This window comes from Paenibacillus amylolyticus, assembly GCF_001570725.1.
In the GTDB taxonomy this organism is placed as follows: domain Bacteria; phylum Bacillota; class Bacilli; order Paenibacillales; family Paenibacillaceae; genus Paenibacillus; species Paenibacillus amylolyticus_A.
This window is the reverse complement of record NZ_BCNV01000001.1, coordinates 1,309,214-1,334,723: the sequence shown is the minus strand read 5'-3', so window position 1 is coordinate 1,334,723 and position 25,510 is coordinate 1,309,214. Positions and strand designations below refer to the sequence as shown.

Genomic DNA, 25,510 nt, shown 5'->3' with positions numbered 1-25,510 from the left:
AAGGAGCACAACCATGTAGTCAAGCTTTTACATCCAAGGGTATGCTCCTTCTACATTAAGTAACGTTTTTTTTCCATTCATCTTCCAAAATGCTCATTTCGATTAGATTCCAGAATGTATCTTCATATCTTCTAGCATCGCGAATAAGTCCTTCTTGCACGAAGCCTGCTTTCTCATAACATCGGATGGCTGATGCATTAAAATCAAAAACGCCCAGACTGATCCGATGCAATCCTTCCTCTTCAAATCCAATTCGTAGTGCCTCATCAATCATTTGCTTCCCATATCCTTTACCCTGATATGGTTTGCCAAGGAGCACCTTACCAATGCGCCCTGAACGATTATATCGATCGATACCACCAAGAGCAATATGGCCCACAATCTCCTGAGTGGATTCATCCACCACTTTATATATGAACTTGTTCGAAGTGTTCTTATCATTCGCACCATCCAAATAATCAGAAAGTTGTTCCCTGGAAAGTGGATAATGGAACCCAGGCCCGGCCCACTGGAGCAGAAACGCTTCGTCCCCACTCCATTCGATCAGTTGATCAAAATCTTCCGGTTCAAAGTATTGAAATGTAATCATATCAATCTGCCCTTTCTTTTTTTATGTCATATCATATACTACTTCTGTTCTCTTGTATCATCATAATTTTGAGTTTCATCAAACGCTCTGTTTCTTATATTCATTTCACGGATGGAATTCTGAACCCAATTCATTCTAGCTAATAAACAGATAACTCCACCCAAAATACATATCGCTCCAATCCAATAATTCAGTTCAAGATTTACTTGATAATCACTCGGAGTATAACTGCCAGCTGCTGCTGACTGGAATGCTGCATACCCTAGCTTGGGAATCACCTCTTCAATCATTTTCGAGATCGTAATAATCACAATTCCTAACATGATAAAGAGTAATGAGAAAATAACTTGTAAATGCTTCAAAGAAAAGCTCCCTCCTTTACAATCCAAATCCCGTGTGTTTTGGCTCTATTTGCATCGTAGGAGCCGAACGACTTCGCCATCGATCAATCCCTCATTTACTCTGTGAAAACCAAGTGATTCATACAGATTCCCTGCGATACCATTTTCCGGCCTGTGTCCAATCATGATACGTTTACATTTTAGCGATTCTTTCATTAGATCAATCAACTGCCTCAATGATTCTTTTCCATAACCTCTGCCCTGATATTTTGTATCTACCATTAGAACAAGAAGCCAGTAGTTATCCTCATGATCCGGCTGATCTGAGTACACAGAAAATCCAACCAGATCCGAATCGTAATAGATGGCAGTGGGTCGAAAGTCGGTTACGACCTTGGATTCAGCAATCCAATATACAACCGGCGCGGGAAAACTTTTTCTTTGCTCTTCAGTTACATTCAGTTGAGTACATGCATACCAATTATCCACCGATACAGGTTTTAAATGAATCATAGTTTGAAATTCCTCCTCGTGAAAATTACGCAGAGGAATCCCTCGGAACCCTTCCTTGGGTCCTCTGCGCTAGACAAAAACACCTCTGGCAACTCCATTTCTTCTACTCATATTCATATTGTTTATCATACGACATCACTCCTTTCACGTTGTTATGCAAACCTCTTGCCACACGGGCTATCTTACACGTTTTATACAAAACGAGTCTGTAAAGTCCACTTCAACCTCCGTAGCCACTCGGCCTTTACATCTGTATTTGCGTACTTGATTGGATTTATTATATGTATCACTTTGGATGTTGAATAAGCCTTGATTAAATCGTTTGTTATTGGAAGATATGAATGTTCTTTATACGCGTTCAAGAAAACTTCTGATAGTTCCTTAGCGAAGTACGGATAATGAAGATTCACAAACCATATGACCCACGCAACATCATACAAGAGATGGCCCCATGCTGCCCATTCCCAATCAATAATATGCATTGAATCATTGGAGATAAGTACATTATGTGGCCCGTAATCTCCATGAATTAAGGTTGATTTTCCTGTACCCGGTACACTAAGAACATGTTCGACCAATTTCTTCAAATGGTCAGGAACAAGATCGTGCTCATCAGCTTTGGGATCAAACAGGTTCATAAGCGGCAAATCCAATTCATAATTATCCCTGATGAGAGAATGTACGTCTCTGGCTAGAAATGTTCCAAGTCGCTCAAATGAGGAGTCATTCCAGCACTGTCTAAAAAGGTTAGACAACTAACTTCTGTCTTGTATCTATACTTTTATTACTTCTAACTGGAGAAACAAAAAATCTATTCATTGTTAAATCGATTTAAATTGGTTAAAATACCCATATTATCATATTCTCGATTTCAACTTCCGAAACCTTTAATCGCTATGGAGAAGTGAAATCAAAAAAGATGGATGATTGGAGTGTTCTTATGAAAAGTATCTTTAATAAAACCCATGCTGCAGAAATCGTGAAGCGTATTGATCGACTCCGTGCGAATACCAAACCTGAATGGGGTAGCATGCAGGCTGCTCAAATGCTGGCTCACTGCTCGGCATTTCAAGATATTCCCATGGGGAACGCTTTTCCACCTAGAGGATTGCTGGGGAGGTTCGTTGGGAGGTTTGCCAAATCGATGTTTTATAATGAAAAGCCATTACCTCATAATATGTCGACCATCCCAACAATTATCATAGAAGGCAACAGAGAGTTTATGGTAGAGAAAGAGAAACTGAAACAAAAGATTACAACTCTCCAACGTGGTGGTCCAGAAAAATGCTCCACTCACCCTCATCCTTTTTTCGGAAACTTAACACCTGAGCAATGGGGTATAGGCATCTATAAACATTTGGATCATCATCTCAAGCAATTTGGAGTGTAGTTCATAGACGAACTACATGTATACTTGTTATTTATTGTCGAACTTCCTTAGTAATGACTAAACTTCACACTTGATTAGAGATGGTTATACTTTTGGTAAATGAGCTTAAATGGCTCAGCTTCGGCTCAATCCATTCCTTACAATGATTGCTGAGCAGATGGATATCGGCGGACCCACTCCATCGCTCAAGGTATTTAGCGGCTGGTAGGGGAACAATTGAATTGTACAAGATGTCTTTCGCTCGGCTGATTGATAATTCGGGATACATCTCCTTCAACGATTGCCAGAACTCTTCTTCCCTCATCATTCCAGTCCAGAGCTTTCGTTTGATTCCTGCAAAATGTACTCTCAAAGATTCTGCGGATAGGTTGGTTTCCTGACTTATATCTTTCCAACAGGTCAACGACATATTACTTAACAAAACACCCGCGATATCTAAAACGATCTGTGGTCTACCTTTCATTTTATCGACCCCCAAGTCCATCTAATACGACGTATAACCGGCCTTAAATTACTTAAAAGCATCATGTGGAAGGACAGCATGCACACCCTTCACACCATTCACAATTTGGGTGATACGCAGGTCAATTACCGCGCTTCCAAGTGCAATCGCTTCCACTCGATCTAGTCCGTACAACTCACCCATCAGAGTTAACATGCCGTCTAATGCTTGAACGGTAGCCTCATTCAGATCTTCATGAAAACCGAAGGTAAGCCAGCCTGACGGCGTATGTGCACGAGGATTGGTCAAAATCATATCATCAATCACGTTGATCGTGATATCGACAAGCTCCATTGCACATTCAATGGCCTGACAGCTGACTTCACCATCTCCCTGCCGTGCATGACCATCACCAATCGCCAGATAACCTCCGTCTACGGGGATAGGTAAGTATAATTTACTTCCCGGCAACAGTTCCTTGCAGTCGATGTTCCCTCCACAACAGCGGGGCGGCCATGTCGTATGAATTCCTCCTGACTCTGGCGGCATGCCCACTACACCCATGAACGGCGAGAGAGATACCGTGAAGGGTTTTCCATGTATTTCACAGGTTCCACTCATCGTTTGGCGATCAAGCGTCCAATTCAGTGACAGTTCTTCAATCTCTGTTAGATGTAACTTCTGGTTCTGCCAGTTTGGATATCCGCCAGCGGAAGTAAACCCATAACTCCCGGGTACGATCTCATTGAAAACAATCTCCAACGTCTGTCCTTGCTTTGCCTCTTCGATATAGATCGGACCGATTAATGCATGACCTCCATCTTTTTCACCTTGTCGTTCAAAAGGTTTCATGCGTTCCGCATAACTCACACCCGTTCCCCAGCCCGCATCCAGCGTCTGAAAACGAATGGAGTCACCAGATTTCACGCTCAAAATGGGAGTTACCTCATTGGTAAATGAACCGATCAGATTTTCCTGAGTTAATTCAATCGTATGTGTACTCACTACAATTCCTCCGTGGTTTGGGATACGTATTATATTTAAAACACGCCACCTGCTGTATTCCATGCCGTCCCTACATGCTAAATCCTTTACGCTTCAAGACTTTCAAGATATGTTTTTAACGGTTCCATATGATGCTGGTCATGCCATATAAAATCTTTAAGGTATTGGGGAATATAAAATACGTTCCCCTCTGCGTCTAAATACGTCTGATGAAGCTGTTCCTCCGATAACCCTCGAATGTCATTCATAATTTTATGGCGGTATGTGATCGCCTTATTTACGATTTCGGACGTCTCTGTGCGGTTACCAAATTCAATAGCTTTGCGATTAAACTCTTCAAAATTCATATGTTTCAACGTAACTGGCTGCTTCAGAGTAATCTTCTCAATCGCTTCCTTGTAAAAATATCGGTCCCATAACATCACATGGCTGACAATGGATTTCATGGTCCACTTCCCCTCTTCCAAGCTTGAATTCCATATCCTCTCCTGGAGATGAATCATTGTCTTGACAAACAATGCCCATTCTTCAAAAGCTTGAAGCAAATGTTCAATCTCTTTGGTCATGATTACATTTCCCCCTTCTTTCTTTTTGCAATGTTTCACTGATCTATATGTTCTCTTCGGTTCCGATTCATCCATCCCAAAGCATAATCAACCATCTCTCTTTGGGGTATCAAATAACTCACAGCTTTCCCTACCATTCCTTCGGTAACAGCGTTAGTCTGGATCTTAAACTCATTAAAAATTAATTCAAAATCATCCGATTCATTGTTAATATCATCGTATGTAGTCCATTGTTCAATTCCATCCACCAGCATTTTTACTCCCCAGACTTTTGGCTTAATAAATGTATTCTGCTGTTTATACTCTGCCAAGTGCAAGGAGGTGTTACAATTTGTTGGCGCACCAAGTAACAGAATGTATCCACTCAAATCATAGATTTTTCCTAACGGAGATTTCTCATTTAATGCATAATGCAAGTTATGGTCTTCCGTTATCCGTTTTGCCTCTTTCCCCCAGGCAGCAAAAGACATGTGCGGATGTGAGCTTCGTAACACACCATCTTGCCTCCGAAACACCTCAGGAATGATACCCATATACGAGGTTGGGGTTAGATCAGGATAATAAATAGGCATATTGTCTTTGATGAACTCAATTTCCTCTGGAGACAGGTTCGCGTCATGCTCTGAAGGTTCACAAAGATGTTCTGTTTGAGTAGGCATGACAATGGTTCCATTGGTTCCAACGGCTTCTTCCAGAGCTAAAATAACACTTACCGGGCCGCCTATAACCTTACCTATTGCTTTGAAGGAGGTATGCACGATTACCGTCATGCCCTCCCTTATCCCCATTGACTTTAAATCATCAACTATACTTTTTCTTGTTTGTAACTCCATTGAATTCCTCATTTAATCCTCCAGACTAAAGCAGACAAAGTTGTTACTAGATATCGATTCCGCTACAGCTTCGTAATATAATCTTTACATATTTTTCAACGGTTCATGATGGGGCTTGAACAGCGCTGCAATAATCTTCTCTGCACATTCTTCCGGTGTGTTCATACTTGTATCAATGGAGTAGCTATAGTTGATGTTTTTGGCCATGATTTGATGCTGCTCATCCGATTGCTCTTCTCTTCGATCCCCACGTTCAATGTTCCGCTGACGGCAGATGTCGAGGGGGCAATATAATTCAACGATATCCAGTGGATACCCTTCAAAAATCTGTTTGACTTGTTCATAATGCGGCGCGAGCTCCGGTCTTTCCACAAGTACGCTATCGATCAGAACAAGCTTGCCATGGTCTGAAAATACTTTTGCCGTATGATACATCATTACAATCGCTTCACTCAGATACTTCCAGTAATTCGTCTGAAGATGTTTATCACCAATCGTGTTTTCAAATAAATCATTAGCCACAACATAGAAAAACGGATCATCGTATGATTGCATTGCCTCGACAATTGAAGTTTTACCAGAGCTGGTTACACCGTTCAAAAATATAATTTTGCCTTTTTCCATGATAGTCATCTTCCTTTGTTTAAGTATAATTTTATAAATGTAATACAGCGTGTACTACGTGTGTTTCATTGATTTTTTGAGCAGCATGATCTGGCCAATATGATAGGCATTATGAATACATAGATTTGATACAACTCCCCACCATGGCGCGTTGAAATAGGAAGGAATTTCACGGGTCAATTTATGCTCTTCACTATCTTCAAGTGCCCTGTTCCAATCACTAAAGACGGTTTTCAGTCTATGTAATGTCTTGCCCCATTCCACATCATTCAAGTTAGACAGACCTATGTCGAATGTATCCTCATTATTCACTGAATTCTGCCCATCGACCTGTTCGGCAATATATCTCTCAAGCCACTTCTCATTCCAGAAAATAAGATGATTGACGATCGCCCAGATGGAGTACTCCCCTTCATTCTTTACATAAGCGGCCTCTTCCGCATTGAGGTCTGTCAAAATATCATGAAGCGGAATAAACCAGCTCTTGTCATGATAACAGGCGTTTAATTGGTCTATGAGAATAGCTTTGTAACTCATCGTTGCACCTCACTCAGATTAATATAAAATTTATTCGTTCATAGACTTCGCAATCTTCATCACAAGATCTTCTGACATCTTTCTGCCAATGATCTCGTATTGCAGTGCCTTCCCATGCACATCCTCTTCGATCCATATCAATTGGGAAGTTTCATTATTGAGAATATAAAATGCTTGGACGCCACGTATAGCAGATTCCTTAACCGTAGTACCACCATGATCAGGCACTGCGATCCGGCTCTTTGTTGTCCCGAAAATGTTAAGTTTATAACCACCGTATTTTTTATACGTGATGCTGATGCCCACAACCTTCTTATTAGGCTTCAGGTCTCGGATCACTACTTTTCTGCCTGACCTGCTACTTTCTTCAATCATTTCATCAATTTCTTGCGGAGTTAAATTATCAAATCCATAAAATACATGAATGGAATCTATATTAGAATCAATCGGAAATTTCGGCTGCCATGGAGAATAATGTTTCTGCAATTGTTCCAAACCGTCTTCCCATGAAATGGGTGCATAATTGGTCTGTTGCGTGAATTGGTTTTCTATAACATCTGCGGTGTATATCGCTTTCCCGTCACCAGGCTTTAAGTCAATGACGATTCGGTCAATCGCATTATCGCGTAAGGATTCAATTTGAATTTTTCCAAGCACATCTCCGCTTTTGTTTTTGATATCCATTGATCTTCACTCCTTTCCTTTTAAAATATCTTCCTGATCTTCATACAATAGAAGCTGAGCCCTGCAGAAGATAAAGCGATCATGAGGGCTCCAAATATGCAAATGGTCGGCAAGATATCCTCGTAACCATAACGTGTCGTTTATTCGTCTGAGATAAAAACCTTTTGGAAAATCATTATCCTCCGTAAAGGCTTCAGATGCTATAGTAATGGAGCCGGACGGAGCTTTGTTACCCTCTGAAATATTGGTAGAACATATCTCGGGCTGATCCAAATATTGCAGTCTTAGATAAGGTCCTAACTCGACCGGACAACATTCCAACCCAAGATCATTTGCTCTTCGAAAGAGCTCAAAAGTCGTAGCACTATCCGAAAATCCAAGTTGTCTGACGGTCAACTCAACCGTTTGCAAGCTTTGCTTTGTACTGGAAACTACAAATCTCTCATCATTTAATAACTGTTCTCCATATTTATTCAATGAAATAGAGTATTCATCCAGTTTCTGAATAAGCTGTGGCTTTGTTAAGCCGCCAATGTCTACCCTTCTTATTTCAACTGTACAGTCAGGGTATACGTTCTCATCTTCAATCAACATCCGTATCCCCCTAATCTGGACTCACTTCTATTTGACTTTATATATCGAATGCAGTCGCTCACCTATTTCTGAATCCGTTTACATGCATATCCTCGGTAAATGATAGCAGCATACCAAGGCTCTTCATTAGAAATTCAATTCACAATCATCGTGTTCCCATACATCAAATAAGTTACCGTCCAAATCTTCTAACACAAAAAACTTCCCATATTGTCCCTCATCACTAACAGCCCCTACTTTCACATTCTCTGATGTTAAGTAGTCATGTAAAGAACCAATATCATCAGTAAAAAATGTAATGACCCATCTCTTTTTCTGATGAACTTCAAATGTCGCTCGTGTTTCATTATCGCTTTGGATCAAGTCCAAAATTGGGCGATCACCCCGAAATAAACTCAAATATCCTTCGCGTTGGTGGCGAATGTTAAATCCAAAATGTTTTACAAACCAGGCGGCTGACACTTCTAAATCTTTCACTGGAATTACATTATACGCTATGCCCAGGATCCTTCCATTTCCCATATGTTACCTCCATACTTGAGATGTGTATAAGACCTACCACTTCTGCGATGTGATACAAGATTTAATTTGAGCAATATGATGCTGCCCGTGCCATACAATTCTTTGAATCGCAATATCCAGTGTAATTGCACCTAACAATTCTGTTCGGAGTTTCCGTCTAATCGGTCCTCATTAGAGAATTTAAGACTTGGCTCAAAGTGTCCTATCGGAAAGCGTTCATTTTCATCCAAGGTTGACCACCTTTCCATTTTTCTACTATAGAAAGCAAATCATATCCAATATAACGCACAATGTTCCATTTGCGAAGTGTGAAGAGCAAAAAAAGAAGCAACCTGTATTATCGGGCTGCTCCTTATATTAGACTACTCTCATATCTGTATTTTGATTAGAAACTACCGCAATTAAACCTGAGTTACAAAGGTACAATTATATAAAAATCGCCCCTATCTTAGGTAGAATGGTGTTTGTCTAGAACATCACCAACCAAGAGAAGAGCGACTTTAAGGTGGAGTCTGCCATAATGAGTGACCTTATTCTGAAAATTCAATCAAAAATGGATGGCTTTGCTCATCTAATGCCTTTGATAACCTCACAAAATGCTATACCATATCTGAAATAAACATGGCTTTAGTTCCTTCTTCTGGCTTAAATCCAAATAATCCATAGAATTTTTCTGCACTATCATAAGATATAAGCACTTTTGTTTTGATATTAGAATATCGACTAATCATATGTTCCATCATCCTCTTTCCAATTCCTAATGATTGATATTCTTTGTGTACTAACATGTAATGAAAATATACTGTCATCACGCCGTCAGACAACGCATTTATTAAGCCAACTAATTTGGTATCATCCCATGCTGTTATAACCGTATGCGAGTTGTTTATTGCTTGTCTCAGATCTTCTGGGAAATCTCCTGATTTCCAGTCCACCGAATGAAACAGTTCTTGAATTGCCTGTGTATCAATATCTTTTATTTCTTTGAACATGATTGTCATTATATTGCTCCTATGCTTGTTGTTTTGATCTGATACGTCTGGCTGGATACATTCTTCTGCTTATAGTTTCTACCCGACCAAGTAGCAATAGCGACGATGCTTGAACATCTGGTTAGGCGATGTCGTTGCCCTCCATGATTACCCTTACATACTCATCCCAATCCTTACCATCTGTATTGATTTCTACTGTTGGCACTCTTGAGGTTTTAGCTTGATGTCTTAAAACATTTTGGCTTTTTAATAATTCACTTACCGACGATCTTACATCTTCTTCTGTTTTATAGATCCATTCTTCGGGTTGTCTACTTTTAATTCTTTCTTCTACAACTTCAGGAGAGATTGTAAGCAAAATACACTTGGCGTTTAAAGACTCAAGCTGTTCTTCTATTTTAATTATCTCTTCCAAATCCGAATCTACAAATGCAGCTCTATGATTTAAGTGAAACCTCTCCAGAACATAAAATAGTCCCCTAGTTCCTCTAGATGCAGGACCAAGTTGAATTGCCCAATCGTTAAGTTTCTTGAGCATTTCAACTCTCTCTTTAAGTAACTCAATGTGTTCTTCTCGCGTTAGACTCACATATTCTCCATGTTTATTATTTAAAATTTGAGAATAATGTTCTCCAAGGATAACTACGCTCCGTTCTGAGGATTCTTCTTGTGATTGATATCGTTTAATTGCTTTTAATACTGAAGTCTTCCCTGCATTTGAGTACCCCTCAAGAATTACTCCTCTAATATGCATTTAAATCTCCTTCCACTAGCAATTATTTCGCCTAACGTTTCTGTATTCATACGTTCAACGTAGTTGAACACACCTGATGGAGCGCTTTCATACGGCAGACCAAGACTCCGAAGGAGCCGCAGCGTAAATATTATGTTATCTGATGCTGATACTTCTTTTAAATACCCCAATACATTCTTTAGTTTTTATCTTTCAAAAGATCTTCCCATTCTTCAATTGATAATTTATTGGATATATTCTTCAAGTTTTTAGGGACACTTACAAAACACATTAATTCTAGACTATTTCCATCTGGATCATTGAAGTAGACTGAAGCATTTCCCTGATTAGGCCTTACAAATGGATTTATTGAATCTCTTTTTCCAAATGGGACAGGCTCTACTTCAACAGTTTGAAGCCATTTCACACTGTCTCTAAGATCTTCATAACTAACTCGAAATGCTATATGCCTTAATGATGGATGATAAGAAGTGAGATACTCTTCACCTTGCCATAGACCGACCCAACTCTTTTCTTTTTCAATCCAGAAGAACGCTGTATCTTCATCTCTCCAGGCCAGCTCTAATCCTAATTTAGAATAAAATTCAATTGATTGATGTAAGTTACTCACTGGTAAATGTGCTTCATACAACCCAAGTATCATATTTTCTCCTTTCAATCTTGCCAGTTTCAGATAACGATTTGTATTGGCGATGTCCTGACGGGATTAGGGGCTGGATGTGGTCACTCGCTTCTCAAGGTGTTTACGATCGTTAATATATTGTTAGCCAAATAAATTTCTGGAAGCAGCCATTGTATTTAAGGCGTTCTCAAAATAGCTATATACTTCATCTGCGATTTCCAGAAACTCTTCAACAGATACATCGCTATCCAAGTAACAAGCATACAGATACTCAACTAAAGCGGAGTCAATATCGCAATAGTTTAATATGGCATTCTTCATCTTAATGATTTCATCTTCCCATACCCCTGAATCTTCTAATACCAAAGAGTATAATGCACGAATTAATCTCTTAGAGTACCCTTTAATATATCTAGTTTTCATTGAGTGATCACTAACATTAGAAAGTGAACGATGTACACGATCTACTTCCTCCTTGGTATCTGTATTTAAGTCTAAAATGAATTCTGGAGAAATTATAATCGCGGGTACTTTTTCACCAATGTCCTCCCCATGTATGCAAACACAAATGATCTTAATCCAAAAACCCCAATCATTCGGTCTACTTAATACATCATCAATCGAGCAAATGATCGTATCCACCTTAGTGACGAATGGATATTCTTCCAAAAGCCTGTCTTTAATCATTGACAATCTTTCGTAATCAATATCTTCGGGATTTGCACATACAATAGTAAAGTCTGCATCTGACTTAAAAGGTTGAGCTGTTCCTTTTGGAATCGAGCCACACATATAAATGCTATGAATCTTACCTTTAAATTCGTTAAGTATATGCTCTATATACTTATCAACCAAATCCATATATTCACTTTGTATTGCAATTCTATTTATAACTTTTTCTAATATCATATAGACTCCTCCTAAACTATTAACTTGGCTAACGTTGTTGTATTCCTGACGTTCAAGCAGCTTACCGTAGGGAACGGTCAATGAGCCTTTAGGTTGCGAAGCACGGATATCATATTAGTCCAAAATTTTCAATCTTCTTAGATCTAGCTATTATCTCGGCCAATGAAATTGAAACCAATTTGGATTTTAATTAAGACGTTTTCTGAATTCACAATCATAGGTCGTCATTTCATTTGAAGACTTAAATTCACCAATAGAATTAGGGAGGAAATTTAGATGCACCCCCATCTCCATAACACAAAATCCACCGGATTTATCTGCCTGAATCACCAGAGTATAAATAAAGTGATTATCAGTCGTTTTAACAAAGTGATGATCGGTTCCCATAAACCCAACCTCATGTAGTTTCGGAGCAAAATACACCCTGATTAGCTTTCTAAAATCTTTAGTATTCACGTTCTCACATCCTTTGTGAGATTTCCGATAACGTTGTTGTATTCAATTAGTTATCGGATGTCTTAGTCCCATTGAAATACCTACACATTCTTTCCAAATTCATTAAGTACATTATTTACAAATTCGGTCTTCCCATCCGTATAAAACTGTCGATTTTCCCTATACTTAATAGCGAGTTCTTTCTTTAGATTGGCATATTCGACTACAAATTCGGGATTGCTAATCAATGCATCTCTGAAGGATATATGTCTTAATAACTCTTTGCTCTCTTTATTACAAACATATAAATGATGTTCAGGTTTTTGTATTTTTACAATACTATAGGGAACATTTGCATCTTTTCTTGCAAAAGCTTCTCTGTTCTCAACACTCAAATTACCTTCATGATAGTAACCTAAACTTTCTAATCCTTGAATTACATCTGGAAGCAAGTCCATAGAATCAATTACTACATCCATATCTAAAATAGGTTTTGCCGCTAGTCCAGGTACTGCGGTACTACCAACGTGCTCAATTCTTAGTACTAGATCCCCGAGTCTATGTTCTATGATGGATTTCAGATCAAAAAACATTTCAGGCCATTGATTGTTGTATTCTTCAATAATTATTGTTTTTTTACTCATCCTTGAGATGCCCCCCAAAAATAAAGTACGAATGCCCGATGCGTTAATATAGTGTTATGAGATGGTGATGTTTTCTATGGATTACTTTCAAATATTACGCTAGAATATGGTTTTATTACTTGATCCGAAAAATATTCTTTAAAGAACTCATTAGTTGTTCTAGGAAATTTATAATGTTCTAAAGATTCTTCTAGCCTATACACTGTCCTCTTAATTTCATTAATGGGTAACCATTCAATCCCAACCTGTCCAATATCAGATTGTAGGCTTCTTAATTCATTATTTAGGAAATGAGTGCTGCACTCATAAATAAAATCAATCGAATGAACTTCCTTCATTATGAAAGAGTATTCATGATTGCGCGATATGTATTCCCTTACACAAACTAACCCACTACTCGATATTTCAATACCCAACTCTTCCATACACTCGCGACTTAAAGCCTGTTCCAATGTTTCGTTCTCTTCTTGAGCTCCTCCAGGCAGTACATAATAAATACCTATATTTGCTCTTCTTTTCTTTATTAATAGAAGATTGTCATTCTGGATAATCAATGCTCGTACTGTATTTCGAATCATCTAGAATAATCTCCCTCCATATAATGTCTACATCACTCTCTCATAAAGCTCCCGTATTCACGACCTAGTGAACGATGAGTGTCCAGCTTATGTCGGGCCAATGATTAATAACCGTAGCGTGAATATATTGTTATCCGATGAGCAAGACATCTTGATTATTTCACTTTAGTTTGATGTAATCTATTACTTTATTTAAATATGTTTCAATTGGTTCAGAACTGTCGACAATAAAGTATTCATATTTTTCAGATTTTTTACTCTGTTGTATGCCATGTTTAAATGCTTCATATGTTGTGCTCTCTATCTGACTAATTTTTCTTTCTCTTGTTAATAATCGTTGCTGAATCAACTCGTAATTATCCACGCAACATTCTACATATTTGTATTTAATCTTATACTTTAAACACAGTTGCTCACCGATCTCTATCATTTTTTCATATAAACAAGGGACATCAAAAATCACACTATTCCCTTGACTTAAATAAAACTCAATTAATGCCCAATCAATATGATATGACGTTTTACCTAAGACATTCATACTTAGATTTTGATTGTCTAATGCCTCTAACAGAGCCGTTTTAGAGATATCATGATCAACTATAACTGCATTCGTTAATTTAGATATTTGTTTTGCCAAACTTGATTTTCCTGATCCTGGGAATCCGGACATTTGTAAAAAAAACATACTATTCCTCCTCACAGAAAATTAAGAGTATTATCGCTTGCCTTTCGGATAACGTTCCTGTATTTACGAACCCGAGAGGCTTAGTTGTCTGCTGGATACTACTTCCTCGAACCCCCACTGGCAGACCACGGGGCGTTGCCCCGCAGCGTGAATACGGTGTTAGCAAGATTTCAGGGCTTCTTCGAATCAATGCGCGTGGTTTATTAGATTGAGATATATTCATCATCTTTAAGCCTTGTCACCTTACAGTTCTCATTGCATTCAAATTCTACTATTCTCTCTTCAATTGTTTTATTAGTACTATCTTTAAATATGTCCTCTCGATCATAGTGGGGAAAAATAAGCTTGTCGGTTACACCTAATGCCTTAAAATCCGTTAAATTCATTGTATTCATCTGTGGAGTAAAGAAATCGACAATATTAATATTCGGCCCCAGTAATAACGTTCCTGCACTTACTCCAACGATAATCACATTCTGTGCGGCCAGTGTTCTGATAATTTCATCAGCACCACTTTTCTTAGCATAATACAATAATGTAAATGGATTTCCACCATTGATATATATAACATCTCTATGTAAGAGAATTTGCGGATCATCAAATTCAATATCTACAAAATTGATATGCTGAAATCCCATGTCCTTAAACTCTTGCAATGCTCTTTGTGCATATCTATTCGTTTCTTTTGAAGGGGATGCTGTTGTAATAATTGAGACTTTTAATTTAGAAATATCTCCATCAATAAACTCCAGAAATTGATTTTTAATATCTTCAGTATAAAAACCACAAGAGGTTAGTAACAATCTACTCATTGAAATCCCCGCCCTTAACTAATAGTTTATCTAATCTTTATGATTTAATTAAGCATTCCCCTGATTTCTACTAACTTTATATATTAGCGACCCGACGTATTTCGGGTGTCCGTCGGACCAAGGGCGTATGCCCGCAGCGTGAATATTATGTTAGCTGGAGTTAATGACTCCTATGAAATACCTTCGAGTTCTAACGACCTTCTTTTTCATTATAAAAACATTCTCCACTCTTACATCCATATGTAATTTTCGAGTCAAAGTCTTCGTAATATATGACTTCATTAAAATCAGAAGGTGTGGTTTCTTTAATTTTCTCTAGCAAAGCTTTGGAGGCTTCCCTTGCGTTTGCTTGGTTTTCCTTTTCATCATAACCAATAGCAGGTCCTGAAGGACCTTCATAAACAGTATAGTACCACTTACTCATATCATCGCTTACTTCAATTAAATAATAGTACGCATCTTCAGCATTATCTGACTTATATAACGGTTCACCAAACAAAGTAAGAAGCGATCCTCTAAACTTCGCACTTTCTTCACCCGCAATAATGCCTGTATCCAGAAATTTTGAGGATTCTAATGTTTCATCTTCTTCAGTAATAGCTTTATAGGTATACATTTCATTAAGTTCCTCCTTCAAAGTACTATCATTTATTGCATCATTTTGTTCGGAGCTCCTTCGCGTATTATCCGAACAGCCCAACAGAACTACTAAAATCAATAAAGTTATTAACTTATACATGTTTATCCTTTCTGGAAGTTAGTAAAGGTTTATAAACCCCAAAGGGGTTGTCTGCCGAAATTGCCTCATCGGAACCCTTCCAGCAGACCAAGGCTCCAACGGAGCCCCAGCTTGAATATTTTGTTATGTGAAGTTCCCTCTTCTCGAAAAGCTATCAATTTCTTTACAATCGATTTTCTAAGTCATTTATTGTATTTAACCAGATTGGGTATTCTTCTGATTCTTCCCATAGCTCTTTTAGTTCTGAATCTTTCTTAATTTTCTTAACTGCTCGTTTAGCTTTTGAAATGAGTTTTTTTCCTTTACCTTTATGTTTATCGATCCAGTCATATAGATCCTCCGTATTACTTTGTTTATTCAATATTTCTTTCCCAGGATTACCTTGTAATGCTACAAGGATCTCAATTGCGCCTAAAGCATTGGAAGCTAAATCTGACTCAATATATTCTTCTTCTAATACTTCTTCAATCGTCTCTTCAATTAATTCGATGTCATCAGAATCAAGTAAATCTGCCTTCCAATCTAATACATCATCATTCTCGAAAATTCCAGTTCCCCATGCTCCCATCAATTAACCTCCAAAAAGTGTCATTATGTTTTAAAGCTCTTATGGACAAACGTTCCTGTACATGAACCCCGAAGGGGTTGTTTGCCGAAATTCCTCTCCGAGATCCTTGCAGACCAAGGCTCCCTGAGGAGCCGCTACTTGAATATGATGTTATCGGATATCAGCGTCTGCTTCGAAAATACTTACATAAATACTCCACTACCCATGATGTTAAATATATTTTTTCAATTCAAGTAAATCATCAATAATATAATCCGCTTGTTTAAGTTCCCATTCTTGGGCAAAGTCAAATCGACAACCGAAAGCATTCAATCCATTGTTTTTTGCTGCATTGATATCAGAGATCCTGTCGCCAACTACAGCAGCATTGTTGATGTGATATTTCATAAGAATATATCTAACTAAGTCATTCTTATTCTGAGTCTCTATTTGTTGGATGCTAAAGGTTTCTGTCACCCAATTATTTAACTTGTAACAGTTGACGATAGCATTGAGGTATTCGATTAATCCATTACTTGCAATAAAAATTAAGCAGCCTTCCTGTTTTAAAAAATCAAAAACTTCTTTAACATGCGGATAAAGTGCACCGTTGCCATAATTAATATTTGCAATTAACTTCTCCAAGAAGATTTCGTCTACAATTCGTCTGATTTCGTTTGAATGGTTCGGTAGTAACGTTTCCCAAACTACTGGTAGAGGAACTCCCATAATTTCACGATATTTTTGAGTTGGAGTTTCACTCGACCATTCATTACGAGACCTCAAGACAGAAAATGTTTCTTCTAACGATAACTCTAAGATTTTGTTTGTTTGAAATAGTGTGCCATCCATATCGAAAATAACCGCTTCCAGCATGATTTCACTCCTATTCAGAGTTTGAATAATTTATTTTGTATTTTTATATGCTGATTTCCTATAACGTTACTGTATCCACGACGCCCCACCGACTTAAGCCACGTTAAGGGCGACCGCGATGCGGTTAGTCCGTGCGGATGTGTCCGCCTGATTCCACTTCCCTGCCAATTCCCTTAGGGCTGACCGAGGGAGCGTCAGGACCCAAAGCTTGGATATAATGTTATCTGACGTAAACCTTTACTGTGAATTAGCTATAATCTTCTTTGTTAAGTTAAACTCATGACGGCATTCATAGTAATAACTTTTCAGTTTATATCCCCCAGCTTTAAATACAGGCTTATGTTGATACCACACTATAATTAACGTTCCTTCAAAAAGGATTCTACGAAGGATATGAACTATTCTGTTAAAGAGAACGTTTCTATTTTGAGCAAATTTATGAAGTGTTTCGGATTGAAACTGAACATGTTTCTCCTCATCACTTAAAATCTGACTACATAAATCTATTAATACTTCTGACTTTGTAGATTTTTGCAAGGCTCTATAGTACAGCTTAGCAATGATCTCAGCGGTTAATAGAACAATGACTGATTGTTCTAGACTCGCATATCGACGTAATCTCCTAAATACATTGTCCACCCAATGTCTACGAAGGAGTGGGATTCTCTGTAACTTCATAAATCTGCCTAGATCTCTAGCGTGCCTTTGTTCTTCTTTAATGAATTCTATAAGCGCTTCATAGTAATCCTGATCTTGTGTCTGATGTACATATTCTTGCGCACGTTTAATTAAGTGTTTACCTTCAGAGTTTTCTCCTAATTGAAACTGTTGAATTGACTTAATGATTATTTTTCTTTCATTAGTTGTTAATTTGTAGTTGTCATCCCAATGAATATATTTGAGGTTTTGATTGTTTCTTCGATAATATTGCACCCATTTCGAGAAAGTGATATTCATTATTTGCTCCTAAAATGTAATAAGTTTATGTCAGATAACATTCTTGTATTCACGACCCCGAGAGCCTTAAACGACCATAGGGAGTGGGTCGAAGACTTAGGCTTGCAGGGTTGTCTGACTGCATGCGCTTCCTGCTAAATCTCCGGTCAGACCAAGGGGCGAATGACCCAATTCGTGAATATGTTGTTATACGACAATTCGGACTTCCACGATTACACTACAAAATTCTCTCGAATCCCAATTCCTTACATATCACAAATGACTTTCCTAATATTGCTACTTTTAATTCTTCATGATCTGATTCGAGCTTTATAATGTTTGGATTAAGATGATTCCTTTCTAACACTTCCTTAGTATGTTTTAATAATTGTCTCAGGTCCTTTGGCAAGAAGTCCCTGTTGTTGGTTTAAGAGCCATTCAAGTGATCCATTCATAAAATGTTGAAATTCAATCCATTTGTCTGTCACTTTTTGATGTTCAATTAATAGTTCTCCAATGACTTTAAAAACTTCATTTGATACCCCTTTGAAATATAATTCATTCGTTGGTTCAAGATATTCGAGTAATAATGGATGATTAGTCTCGAGTTCTATATCTTCAATAAAATCTAAAGTAATTTTATATTCTCTAACTTGTTTAAATTCAACTTCCCATTTTTGAATGATTAAATCGGTAAAATATAAAAAAACATGGAACTCAACGATTAAGTCTTCACCCGTCTCTTTTGTGATGACTGGACGAAGATAAACGTCATCTTCAAATATCGCATTTTGAAACTCTTTTTAAAATATCTGATAAATGGTTCTTCACCAACTTTCCCGAATTGTCGTATAACTTTCCTGTATTCACGATGTCCAACTTAGTCGGATGTGTCTGCTGAAACGCTCCCACGAAATTCATCCAGCAGACCAAGGCTCTGTTAAGAGCCGCTGCTTGAATATTATGTTATACGAAGCATTTCGCATCATTGAACTGCATTCAAAATCTCAATTACTAATATAGCTTCTTCTTTATAACCTTCAAGGTCATTTAATTTAATCCATTCAGGTTCATCATGTCTAAATTGATAGAATCTAATGACCACATCTTCTCCTTCAATTGTAAAACTTAAAATTAAAATAAATTCTTTTTCAGAGTAATTCAACTTTATATTCTCTTTCCAATTCGAAATGAGTTTTAGTCCAGTCCTTAAATCCTCTATATGGTAATGATTAATTGAGGCTTCTAAATCCGTCCGATCTTGATAAATGGTTTCTTCAATAGAATCTGTCTCTCTTAAACTTGAAGCATCAATTACAATGCAATTGTCCCATTCATGAAAAGTAGGGTTAAATAAATTCGAACTGATCGATTCGTTTGATTGAGCAAGCTCATTCAATAAATTTCTCATCGCCTTATTTGTTTTCATGTTTTTCCTGCTTTCGAAGTGTTTCGTATAACGTTTGGGTATTCACGAAGCCGAGAGCCTTAAGTGACCGGAGGGAACGGGGCGTCAGACTTAGGCTCGCAGGACTTGTCCGCTGAAACTACTCCCCTGCCAAAATCTCCTGCGGACCGAGGGCGTTAGACCGACGAGTGAATACTTTGTTAGCCGATGTTATTGTCTTCTTTGCACCACTTACAACTTATCTCCTTTGTACCAATTAAACTTATTAATGATCTCTTTTGCTGCTTCATGGATTTCATTACCTCTTGAAAATCGTTCAGTATGATAGTATGGCTTACCGGTTGGAGTACCATTTTCCGAATTAATGTCATCTATAAATCTCCATACGTACTCATCACATGCGTCAACCGAGTTGCCAATGTATGTATCGAAATCACTTACTTTAATGTTATTAGGATTTGATTCATTCTTAAAACTTGCCATATAAGCATTACTTTCTCCAACTAACTTAATTGAGATAGATTTGCTTAAATACGCATTCTCCTTTTTAATAGAGCAATAAAAAGTTATGGAGTATTCATTGGCAGTACCACCAACCCAAGCAGACCACTTGTAATCATACGCTCTATCAACTAATGTTGTTACTAATTGTTCAAATTCTTTAATTTTATATTTTTTCCAATTAACTTTCTTGTTTTTGACAAACTTTCTCCAATTATCTTGTGTTATTGCTTCTGTTTCTTCAATGCCAAATATAGTAGCTAATTCACTAAAACCACTTTCATAATCACTTCTAAAATCTGCAAATCTGCGATCTGATAAAAAATATGGTATCTGACATTCTCTATAAAAAATCGGCAAAACAAAAACTTTTTTGGTTTGCATTTGCTTTACCCATGCAGCCCCTAGCTCACTCTTAACCCACTCTGAATTTAGCGCTTCTGGTGATAATACTATCCCTAGAAATTCGTTTTCTCTAATTCCCTCTTCAATTTTCCATGTAATAGAATCACCGATTTTTATTTCCCACTTATCAAACCAAACATTAACACCTATTCTTTTTAAATCTCTTGCGAGTTTTTCTACAAATGGCTTGTCAATACTTGTATGACTAAGAAATATACTAGGCATTATTATTTCTCCTTTTATTTGCAAGAATTTCAGCTAACGTTCCTGTATCCACGACGTCCCACCAACTTAAATGACCAACGGGAGTGGCCGCGATGCGGTTAGTCGGTGCGGATGTGTCAGCCACCTTGCCATTCCTCTTCGGGCGAACCGAGGAGCCGTCAGGCTCCGATACGTGGATATGATGTTAGGTGAAGTTAAAGCCATCTTGAATATTCTTCCTAATGTTTGATATATTTAATCATATTAAATTTAGGAGGAGATAAATTGGAAATTAAAGAATTCTTGCCTTATTTAAGTGTGCCATCATTAATTGGAGCTATCGTTCTAATTATTAGAATAGTTGCTCTGGCAAGAACAACAAAAATCGAAAGATTGCTAATGAATGATCAAAAGAACATAGTAATATTCTTGATTCAGTCTTTCTTTGCATCAATAATTACCGCAATAATCGCACTATATTTCACTTCACTTGCAGCTGGTGATGAACAAATAGAGTTTTATGTAGCTCTTTTCTTAGTTTATTTTGTTCTAGCTTTCGCCTCAGTACCTGGAGTATACAGTGTCTTGAGTCTAATTAAAAAACGCTCAATTCATTATGTACTGATAGATTCTGAAGTCGTAACAGATTCTATGGCCCCTATTAACCCTCCTGTTGGATCTCAATATAAAATTAAATTATACATTCATCGTGTAACAATTGAGGATAAAGTAATAGTATCAAATAAACCAACTTTGAATGACATTCAAGGATTTAAAAGAGTAATAGATAAATCTTTTCTTTATGATAAAGACATTTTTGAAGAAAAGCTTTGATTTCACCTAACGTTCCTGTATTCACGACTCGACGCATGTCGGGTGTCTGGCGAATGCAGACCTAGGGCGTATGCCCGCAGTGTGAATATTATGTTATGTGAAGGTGTCAACTACTATGAATAACCTTACAATGAATCAATCAATATCTAGAAATATATTTAATTTTTTAAAATGGCCTATTCCAGGCTTCTCTTTTCCCATAGTATTTTTCAAAATCTCAGTATAAAGTTGTCGAATCTCAATAAGAGTTTTATTCCATTGTTTTGGTGAAATAAAAAAGTTCTCTACGTTCATCGCAAGAATATTAGAGATCAAAACCTTTTGTTGATCCAACGGTGCTTTTACAATTTGATCTTTTAAAAATTTGTATCTATTTTTATCCTTTGTAAGGTAACTCATTAAAACAACTGTATTGCTTTCCGTAGGTATAATAGTAAAAAAGAATGGAGAAATATAATACAAAGGATTATTTATCACCTTCCCTTGCACATCCTTATCTACAAAAAACATAGAAGTAGCTGCTACTCCATAATTACGTGGCCAAACTAAAACTTCTGTACTGATTCTTTCAAATCGCTTATTATCTAAGTTGCTGTTCATACTATTTCTTAAATTCTCTATGAAATTCAAATGTTTTTCGTAAAACTGAATTTTTTGTTCAATTTCTTCTGTATTATCTCCACGCTGTTTCTTGATTTGAAAGTGTTCTTTCATAAAGCCAAATGTACTATGCCGTTCATAGTACGCTAAAGCAAATGCTCGATAAGCAAACAAGTAATTTTGTTTTAAATCATTTAGTCTATATTCATTTTCTTCAATTGGCTGAAATATATTTTGATCATGGTAATTGCAAAAGCCAGTAAATATAGAAGCTTTACCTTTTCCAACAAGGTGTAGTATTATTAAGATTAAATTGACCAAAATATTTTGCAGCTATTGGAGCAGCAAAAGCAATTGACAATCCAAAATATGCTTTCTTATCTTTTGTCGTCTTCTTAATTTGAGACTTAGCCTCTATAATCCCATCTTCTATTCTATTTAGAAACTCTGTAATGTTCCCTTTCTTTGAAGTTTCTTCTTCTACTCCATTTTCTACAAGATCTTCTATTACATATTCTTTAACTTCTCTTTCTTCCATCATTCGTTGCTCCTCATTTTAATAATGTCATCTAACGTTCCTGTATTTCACGACTCAGCGTATGCTGAGTGTCCGACGGATGTCGGACCCAGGACGTATGTCCGCAGCGTGAATATTATGTTATCTATAGTTCATGAATTCCATCTAAAATCTCTTTATTATCTGTTGGTAATATTCTATACAAAGAATCAATTTTCACTTCTACCTTGTCTAGTATCGGTCCATTAATTGGATGGACAGGGTTTTTAGATTTAGTCAAGGTCTCTTGAGAGTTAGCCCTTTTATTATCAATCTTAAATACAAAAGTTTTCTTCTCTTTATAACGCTTGATTTCTGCCAACACATAAATCACTTGAGAATAAAAAGCAGTTTCGTAAAATCCTTCAGGACTGTTTCCCCATCCTAAAAAAACATAGTCACTCTCTTTGATCGATAATCCAATTACGTTTTGATTATTTTGTACTAAAAGACTTAATTTTTCTTCTGATAAGTTCACATTTTCATGTAATGTAATTGACTTTGGATTATAAAAAGAGAATAGATTAACAACTTTTATATTTTTCACATTTAATGTTTGCTCATTATAGAAAAAATCAATGATTCTATTGATTGTTTGATCAGAGGATTTCTGATTTGCTTTTGAAGGATTCATCATAATTATAGTTACATTTTTACTATTCGAAATCTTATTCAAGCTTAATTGTAACAAAGATCTAACTTTGCAACCTTCAGTATCGGGTTCTACCTTAATGCTATCTACATCAACTTGATATTTTTTATATTCCACTTTTCAACCCCCTTAAGTAAATTGTTTATGAATTACAGATAACATTCCTGTATTCACGACCCGACATATGTCGGGTGTCCGGCGAATGCCGGGCCAAGAGCGAATGCTCGCAGCGTGAATATTATGTTATACGCTGTTACTGTCTTCTTGAGCTTCTTACTAAAATCACTGCATTGTTTCCTTCAAAATTCTACCAGCTTCCTGGTCACATTGACTAATCATACTATTTAATATGCTGTCATTCTTTTTATCAGCACTAGCATAAACAAGAGTAAAATTTTTAGGTAAATACAAATCAGTATCTTCTATCATCGGAATTTCTCTAAAATTATAACGATCAATGTTTCCTAAATCATGGTCAGTGACTAGTAAAATTTTTAGGTCGTTAGTTTCTAAACTCTTATCAATGATAATTTTTTTATTAATTCTATACTTCCTAATTTTTCAGCAAGGTGTTTTTCTTTATGATTGAATTGAATTGTAAATGAGCTCTGAAATATCTCTTAGTTAAATCATCATTATCTGAACGATAATGATGTCCTAAAGATGCAAGTCCCGATATCATTGTCTCTATTTTTTTTAAATCCCTCACAGATATCTGAATATCAATAATGGGCTTAGCTGCTAAGCCCGCTACTGCCGTCGATCCAATATGATCAATTTTATATACATCAGAGCCAATTTCCGTTATGATCTGGGCTCTTAATTCATTATAGTGACTTGGCCAATTATCGCTGTACGGCTCAATAATCACTGGTTCCTTCATCGAGATCACCAACTTTAAAGATTTTTAAAGCTCTTCGCCAATTTCTTATAACGTTCCTGTATTCACGACCCGACGCATGTCGAGTGCCTGGCGAATGCCAGGCCAAGGACGACTGTCCGCAGCGTGAATATTATGTTATCCGATGCCATGATCCCTCTTCGATGTGCTTGCAACGTTTATATAATCTTCAATAATTTTGTTGTATTCGTATCTTTCTTCTACAGGATTATCATTTCCAACTATATTTATATACCTATCTAATTGCCTTAATGCAATATAAAACAATTTTTGATTCCGTGTCCTATCAGAAGTGAAATAAAATCCTTCTACAATTCCCTCTTCATTCAGTGAAACTAGAAAAATGTAACTATGTATTATCTGATTATATAAATAACTTGCCTTTATACTTTCATTTGATGTTAAATCTAAATCATATAATTCTTGAATTCTATGCCAATTCAATCTTGTAACATTTTTTCTGTTTCTAAATGATTTAACTTGTAATTGTATTTGTTCAGTATTAGCAGATAATTTTTTGGCTTCAACTAGCTTTCTAACTGAATACATTACGATCATTATGTCTTTCTCAAACTCCACCAACATATCATCATCGTATGCTGTTGATAAATACACTTTATTAATCTTGTCTGAAAGTTTTAAAAGATCTTCTTTCCAATAGCTGGATTCCCATATCATTTACAAAACTCCCTTTTATAAATTTGAATTTCTTTATGTATTCAAGTCTTGCAGTGGTTTCGGATAACGTTCCTGTATTCACGACTCGATGCATGTCGAGTGTCCGGTGAATGCCGGACCAAGAGCGTATGACCTCAGCGTGAATATTATGTTATATGCTGCCTATGCCCTTCCAAATTTTTTTAAAATTATTCGATCTTTTCCTTCTTTAATCCTAAGCTTTCTTTCTATCTTTTACCAATATTTTTTCAACTCTTCCTCAAGCTTTCTCAAATTCTCTTTGGTTTAAAAGTATTTTCAAACTTCCTTATTTCGTTCACCTGATCTAAAGCAACACCGTGTTTCTACTTCCAAACCTAAATCTCAGACTTTAATCGTTCTTAGATCTGTAATTTCCTTTAATTTTCAAATATTTTTTGTCCTAAACCAAAAACGCCGATCGAGAAATCGGCGTTTTTATTCTCTTTTCCTTTAATTTTTAATTTTTTACAATTTCAATACATTGTTCCACAATGCATTACACAATATATACTGTTATCTAGCAAATATTAGTTCCAAGGTATAGATTGTTATACTGTTATTTTGTTCTTCTAATAAAGCAG

Annotated in this window: 35 protein-coding genes; 2 read left to right on the top strand and 33 right to left on the bottom strand. The window is 36.7% G+C overall.

Annotated elements, in window-relative coordinates:
* Window positions 1-55: 55 nt before the first annotated feature.
* The 4 genes from PAHA3_RS06220 to PAHA3_RS06205 all read right to left on the bottom strand — a co-directional run bounded on the left by PAHA3_RS06220 (window position 56) and on the right by PAHA3_RS06205 (window position 2,081).
* The gene (locus PAHA3_RS06220; protein WP_062833936.1) at window positions 56-589 is read right to left on the bottom strand and encodes a GNAT family N-acetyltransferase; all 534 of its coding nucleotides are present in this window, start codon (window positions 587-589) and stop codon (window positions 56-58) included.
* Window positions 590-627: 38 nt separating this feature from the next.
* A complete protein-coding gene (locus PAHA3_RS06215; protein WP_062833935.1) occupies window positions 628-951 on the bottom strand; it encodes a hypothetical protein in 324 nt (107 codons plus the stop codon).
* A 45-nt stretch (window positions 952-996) separates the two neighbouring features.
* Window positions 997-1,476: a GNAT family N-acetyltransferase gene (locus PAHA3_RS06210; protein WP_268801811.1), complete on the bottom strand. Its 480-nt coding sequence runs from the start codon at window positions 1,474-1,476 to the stop codon at window positions 997-999.
* Window positions 1,477-1,634: 158 nt separating this feature from the next.
* Complete coding sequence (locus PAHA3_RS06205; protein WP_062833933.1) at window positions 1,635-2,081, bottom strand: phosphotransferase family protein; 447 nt, start codon at window positions 2,079-2,081, stop codon at window positions 1,635-1,637.
* Window positions 2,082-2,383: 302 nt separating this feature from the next.
* Between PAHA3_RS06205 and PAHA3_RS06200 the strand changes: the two genes are divergently transcribed.
* Window positions 2,384-2,833: a DUF1569 domain-containing protein gene (locus tag PAHA3_RS06200; protein WP_062833932.1), complete on the top strand. Its 450-nt coding sequence runs from the start codon at window positions 2,384-2,386 to the stop codon at window positions 2,831-2,833.
* Window positions 2,834-2,897: 64 nt separating this feature from the next.
* Here the strand turns inward: PAHA3_RS06200 and PAHA3_RS06195 are convergent, their stop codons facing one another.
* From PAHA3_RS06195 to PAHA3_RS06080, 24 genes are all read right to left on the bottom strand, one after another.
* Complete coding sequence (locus tag PAHA3_RS06195; RefSeq protein ID WP_062833931.1) at window positions 2,898-3,296, bottom strand: hypothetical protein; 399 nt, start codon at window positions 3,294-3,296, stop codon at window positions 2,898-2,900.
* Between the two features lie 48 nt (window positions 3,297-3,344).
* A complete protein-coding gene (locus tag PAHA3_RS06190; RefSeq protein ID WP_062833930.1) occupies window positions 3,345-4,280 on the bottom strand; it encodes an acetamidase/formamidase family protein in 936 nt (311 codons plus the stop codon).
* A gap of 86 nt (window positions 4,281-4,366) precedes the next feature.
* Complete coding sequence (locus tag PAHA3_RS06185; protein WP_062833929.1) at window positions 4,367-4,846, bottom strand: DinB family protein; 480 nt, start codon at window positions 4,844-4,846, stop codon at window positions 4,367-4,369.
* A 35-nt stretch (window positions 4,847-4,881) separates the two neighbouring features.
* Complete coding sequence (locus PAHA3_RS06180; protein ID WP_167350852.1) at window positions 4,882-5,679, bottom strand: aminoglycoside N(3)-acetyltransferase; 798 nt, start codon at window positions 5,677-5,679, stop codon at window positions 4,882-4,884.
* A gap of 84 nt (window positions 5,680-5,763) precedes the next feature.
* A complete protein-coding gene (locus PAHA3_RS06175; protein WP_062833927.1) occupies window positions 5,764-6,303 on the bottom strand; it encodes a phosphotransferase-like protein in 540 nt (179 codons plus the stop codon).
* A gap of 54 nt (window positions 6,304-6,357) precedes the next feature.
* Window positions 6,358-6,840, bottom strand: coding sequence for a DinB family protein (locus PAHA3_RS06170; protein ID WP_062833926.1), 483 nt, complete (start codon window positions 6,838-6,840; stop codon window positions 6,358-6,360).
* 30 nt (window positions 6,841-6,870) lie between these two features.
* A complete protein-coding gene (locus PAHA3_RS06165) occupies window positions 6,871-7,524 on the bottom strand; it encodes a DUF4367 domain-containing protein (protein ID WP_062833925.1) in 654 nt (217 codons plus the stop codon).
* A gap of 6 nt (window positions 7,525-7,530) precedes the next feature.
* Window positions 7,531-8,118, bottom strand: a complete 588-nt coding sequence (locus PAHA3_RS06160) for a hypothetical protein (RefSeq protein ID WP_062833924.1) — start codon at window positions 8,116-8,118, stop codon at window positions 7,531-7,533.
* 126 nt (window positions 8,119-8,244) lie between these two features.
* Window positions 8,245-8,640, bottom strand: coding sequence for a VOC family protein (locus PAHA3_RS06155; RefSeq protein WP_062833923.1), 396 nt, complete (start codon window positions 8,638-8,640; stop codon window positions 8,245-8,247).
* A 599-nt stretch (window positions 8,641-9,239) separates the two neighbouring features.
* Window positions 9,240-9,641 carry a GNAT family N-acetyltransferase gene (locus PAHA3_RS06150; protein ID WP_062833922.1) on the bottom strand — a complete coding sequence of 134 codons (402 nt, stop codon included), beginning with the start codon at window positions 9,639-9,641 and terminating at the stop codon, window positions 9,240-9,242.
* Between the two features lie 112 nt (window positions 9,642-9,753).
* On the bottom strand, window positions 9,754-10,386 hold the full coding sequence (locus PAHA3_RS06145) for a hypothetical protein (protein ID WP_062833921.1): 633 nt from the start codon (window positions 10,384-10,386) through the stop codon (window positions 9,754-9,756).
* A 178-nt stretch (window positions 10,387-10,564) separates the two neighbouring features.
* The gene (locus PAHA3_RS06140) at window positions 10,565-11,029 is read right to left on the bottom strand and encodes a VOC family protein (protein ID WP_062833920.1); all 465 of its coding nucleotides are present in this window, start codon (window positions 11,027-11,029) and stop codon (window positions 10,565-10,567) included.
* A gap of 120 nt (window positions 11,030-11,149) precedes the next feature.
* Window positions 11,150-11,917, bottom strand: coding sequence for a nucleotidyltransferase domain-containing protein (locus PAHA3_RS06135; protein WP_062833919.1), 768 nt, complete (start codon window positions 11,915-11,917; stop codon window positions 11,150-11,152).
* Window positions 11,918-12,103: 186 nt separating this feature from the next.
* Window positions 12,104-12,373, bottom strand: a complete 270-nt coding sequence (locus PAHA3_RS06130) for a DUF4304 domain-containing protein (protein WP_062833918.1) — start codon at window positions 12,371-12,373, stop codon at window positions 12,104-12,106.
* Between the two features lie 80 nt (window positions 12,374-12,453).
* Window positions 12,454-12,996, bottom strand: a complete 543-nt coding sequence (locus PAHA3_RS06125; protein WP_062833917.1) for a GrpB family protein — start codon at window positions 12,994-12,996, stop codon at window positions 12,454-12,456.
* Between the two features lie 74 nt (window positions 12,997-13,070).
* A complete protein-coding gene (locus tag PAHA3_RS06120) occupies window positions 13,071-13,574 on the bottom strand; it encodes an NUDIX domain-containing protein (protein WP_062833916.1) in 504 nt (167 codons plus the stop codon).
* A 160-nt stretch (window positions 13,575-13,734) separates the two neighbouring features.
* Window positions 13,735-14,259: an AAA family ATPase gene (locus tag PAHA3_RS06115; protein WP_062833915.1), complete on the bottom strand. Its 525-nt coding sequence runs from the start codon at window positions 14,257-14,259 to the stop codon at window positions 13,735-13,737.
* 203 nt (window positions 14,260-14,462) lie between these two features.
* Window positions 14,463-15,071: a Type 1 glutamine amidotransferase-like domain-containing protein gene (locus tag PAHA3_RS06110; RefSeq protein ID WP_062833914.1), complete on the bottom strand. Its 609-nt coding sequence runs from the start codon at window positions 15,069-15,071 to the stop codon at window positions 14,463-14,465.
* Window positions 15,072-15,261: 190 nt separating this feature from the next.
* Complete coding sequence (locus PAHA3_RS06105) at window positions 15,262-15,687, bottom strand: hypothetical protein (protein ID WP_062833913.1); 426 nt, start codon at window positions 15,685-15,687, stop codon at window positions 15,262-15,264.
* A 286-nt stretch (window positions 15,688-15,973) separates the two neighbouring features.
* Window positions 15,974-16,378 (bottom strand): DUF4259 domain-containing protein, encoded by a 405-nt coding sequence (locus PAHA3_RS06100; protein ID WP_062833912.1) that lies wholly within the window; start codon window positions 16,376-16,378, stop codon window positions 15,974-15,976.
* A 210-nt stretch (window positions 16,379-16,588) separates the two neighbouring features.
* Complete coding sequence (locus PAHA3_RS06095) at window positions 16,589-17,233, bottom strand: HAD hydrolase-like protein (RefSeq protein WP_062833911.1); 645 nt, start codon at window positions 17,231-17,233, stop codon at window positions 16,589-16,591.
* A gap of 237 nt (window positions 17,234-17,470) precedes the next feature.
* The gene (locus tag PAHA3_RS06090; protein WP_062833910.1) at window positions 17,471-18,190 is read right to left on the bottom strand and encodes a ferritin-like domain-containing protein; all 720 of its coding nucleotides are present in this window, start codon (window positions 18,188-18,190) and stop codon (window positions 17,471-17,473) included.
* A 964-nt stretch (window positions 18,191-19,154) separates the two neighbouring features.
* A complete protein-coding gene (locus tag PAHA3_RS06085) occupies window positions 19,155-19,598 on the bottom strand; it encodes a hypothetical protein (protein WP_062833909.1) in 444 nt (147 codons plus the stop codon).
* Window positions 19,599-19,808: 210 nt separating this feature from the next.
* Window positions 19,809-20,708, bottom strand: a complete 900-nt coding sequence (locus PAHA3_RS06080) for a toll/interleukin-1 receptor domain-containing protein (RefSeq protein WP_062833908.1) — start codon at window positions 20,706-20,708, stop codon at window positions 19,809-19,811.
* A 264-nt stretch (window positions 20,709-20,972) separates the two neighbouring features.
* Between PAHA3_RS06080 and PAHA3_RS06075 the strand changes: the two genes are divergently transcribed.
* Window positions 20,973-21,521 carry a hypothetical protein gene (locus tag PAHA3_RS06075; RefSeq protein ID WP_062833907.1) on the top strand — a complete coding sequence of 183 codons (549 nt, stop codon included), beginning with the start codon at window positions 20,973-20,975 and terminating at the stop codon, window positions 21,519-21,521.
* 135 nt (window positions 21,522-21,656) lie between these two features.
* Here PAHA3_RS06075 and PAHA3_RS06070 read toward each other — a convergent pair whose 3' ends face one another.
* The 5 genes from PAHA3_RS06070 to PAHA3_RS06050 form a co-directional block, all read right to left on the bottom strand.
* Window positions 21,657-22,295, bottom strand: a complete 639-nt coding sequence (locus PAHA3_RS06070) for a hypothetical protein (protein WP_167350851.1) — start codon at window positions 22,293-22,295, stop codon at window positions 21,657-21,659.
* A 100-nt stretch (window positions 22,296-22,395) separates the two neighbouring features.
* The gene (locus tag PAHA3_RS06065; protein ID WP_062833905.1) at window positions 22,396-22,659 is read right to left on the bottom strand and encodes a hypothetical protein; all 264 of its coding nucleotides are present in this window, start codon (window positions 22,657-22,659) and stop codon (window positions 22,396-22,398) included.
* A gap of 124 nt (window positions 22,660-22,783) precedes the next feature.
* Window positions 22,784-23,446, bottom strand: coding sequence for a DUF1643 domain-containing protein (locus tag PAHA3_RS06060; RefSeq protein WP_062833904.1), 663 nt, complete (start codon window positions 23,444-23,446; stop codon window positions 22,784-22,786).
* Between the two features lie 436 nt (window positions 23,447-23,882).
* Window positions 23,883-24,212: a GrpB family protein gene (locus PAHA3_RS06055; protein ID WP_062833903.1), complete on the bottom strand. Its 330-nt coding sequence runs from the start codon at window positions 24,210-24,212 to the stop codon at window positions 23,883-23,885.
* A gap of 135 nt (window positions 24,213-24,347) precedes the next feature.
* A complete protein-coding gene (locus PAHA3_RS06050; RefSeq protein ID WP_062833902.1) occupies window positions 24,348-24,908 on the bottom strand; it encodes a hypothetical protein in 561 nt (186 codons plus the stop codon).
* Window positions 24,909-25,510: the final 602 nt, after the last annotated feature.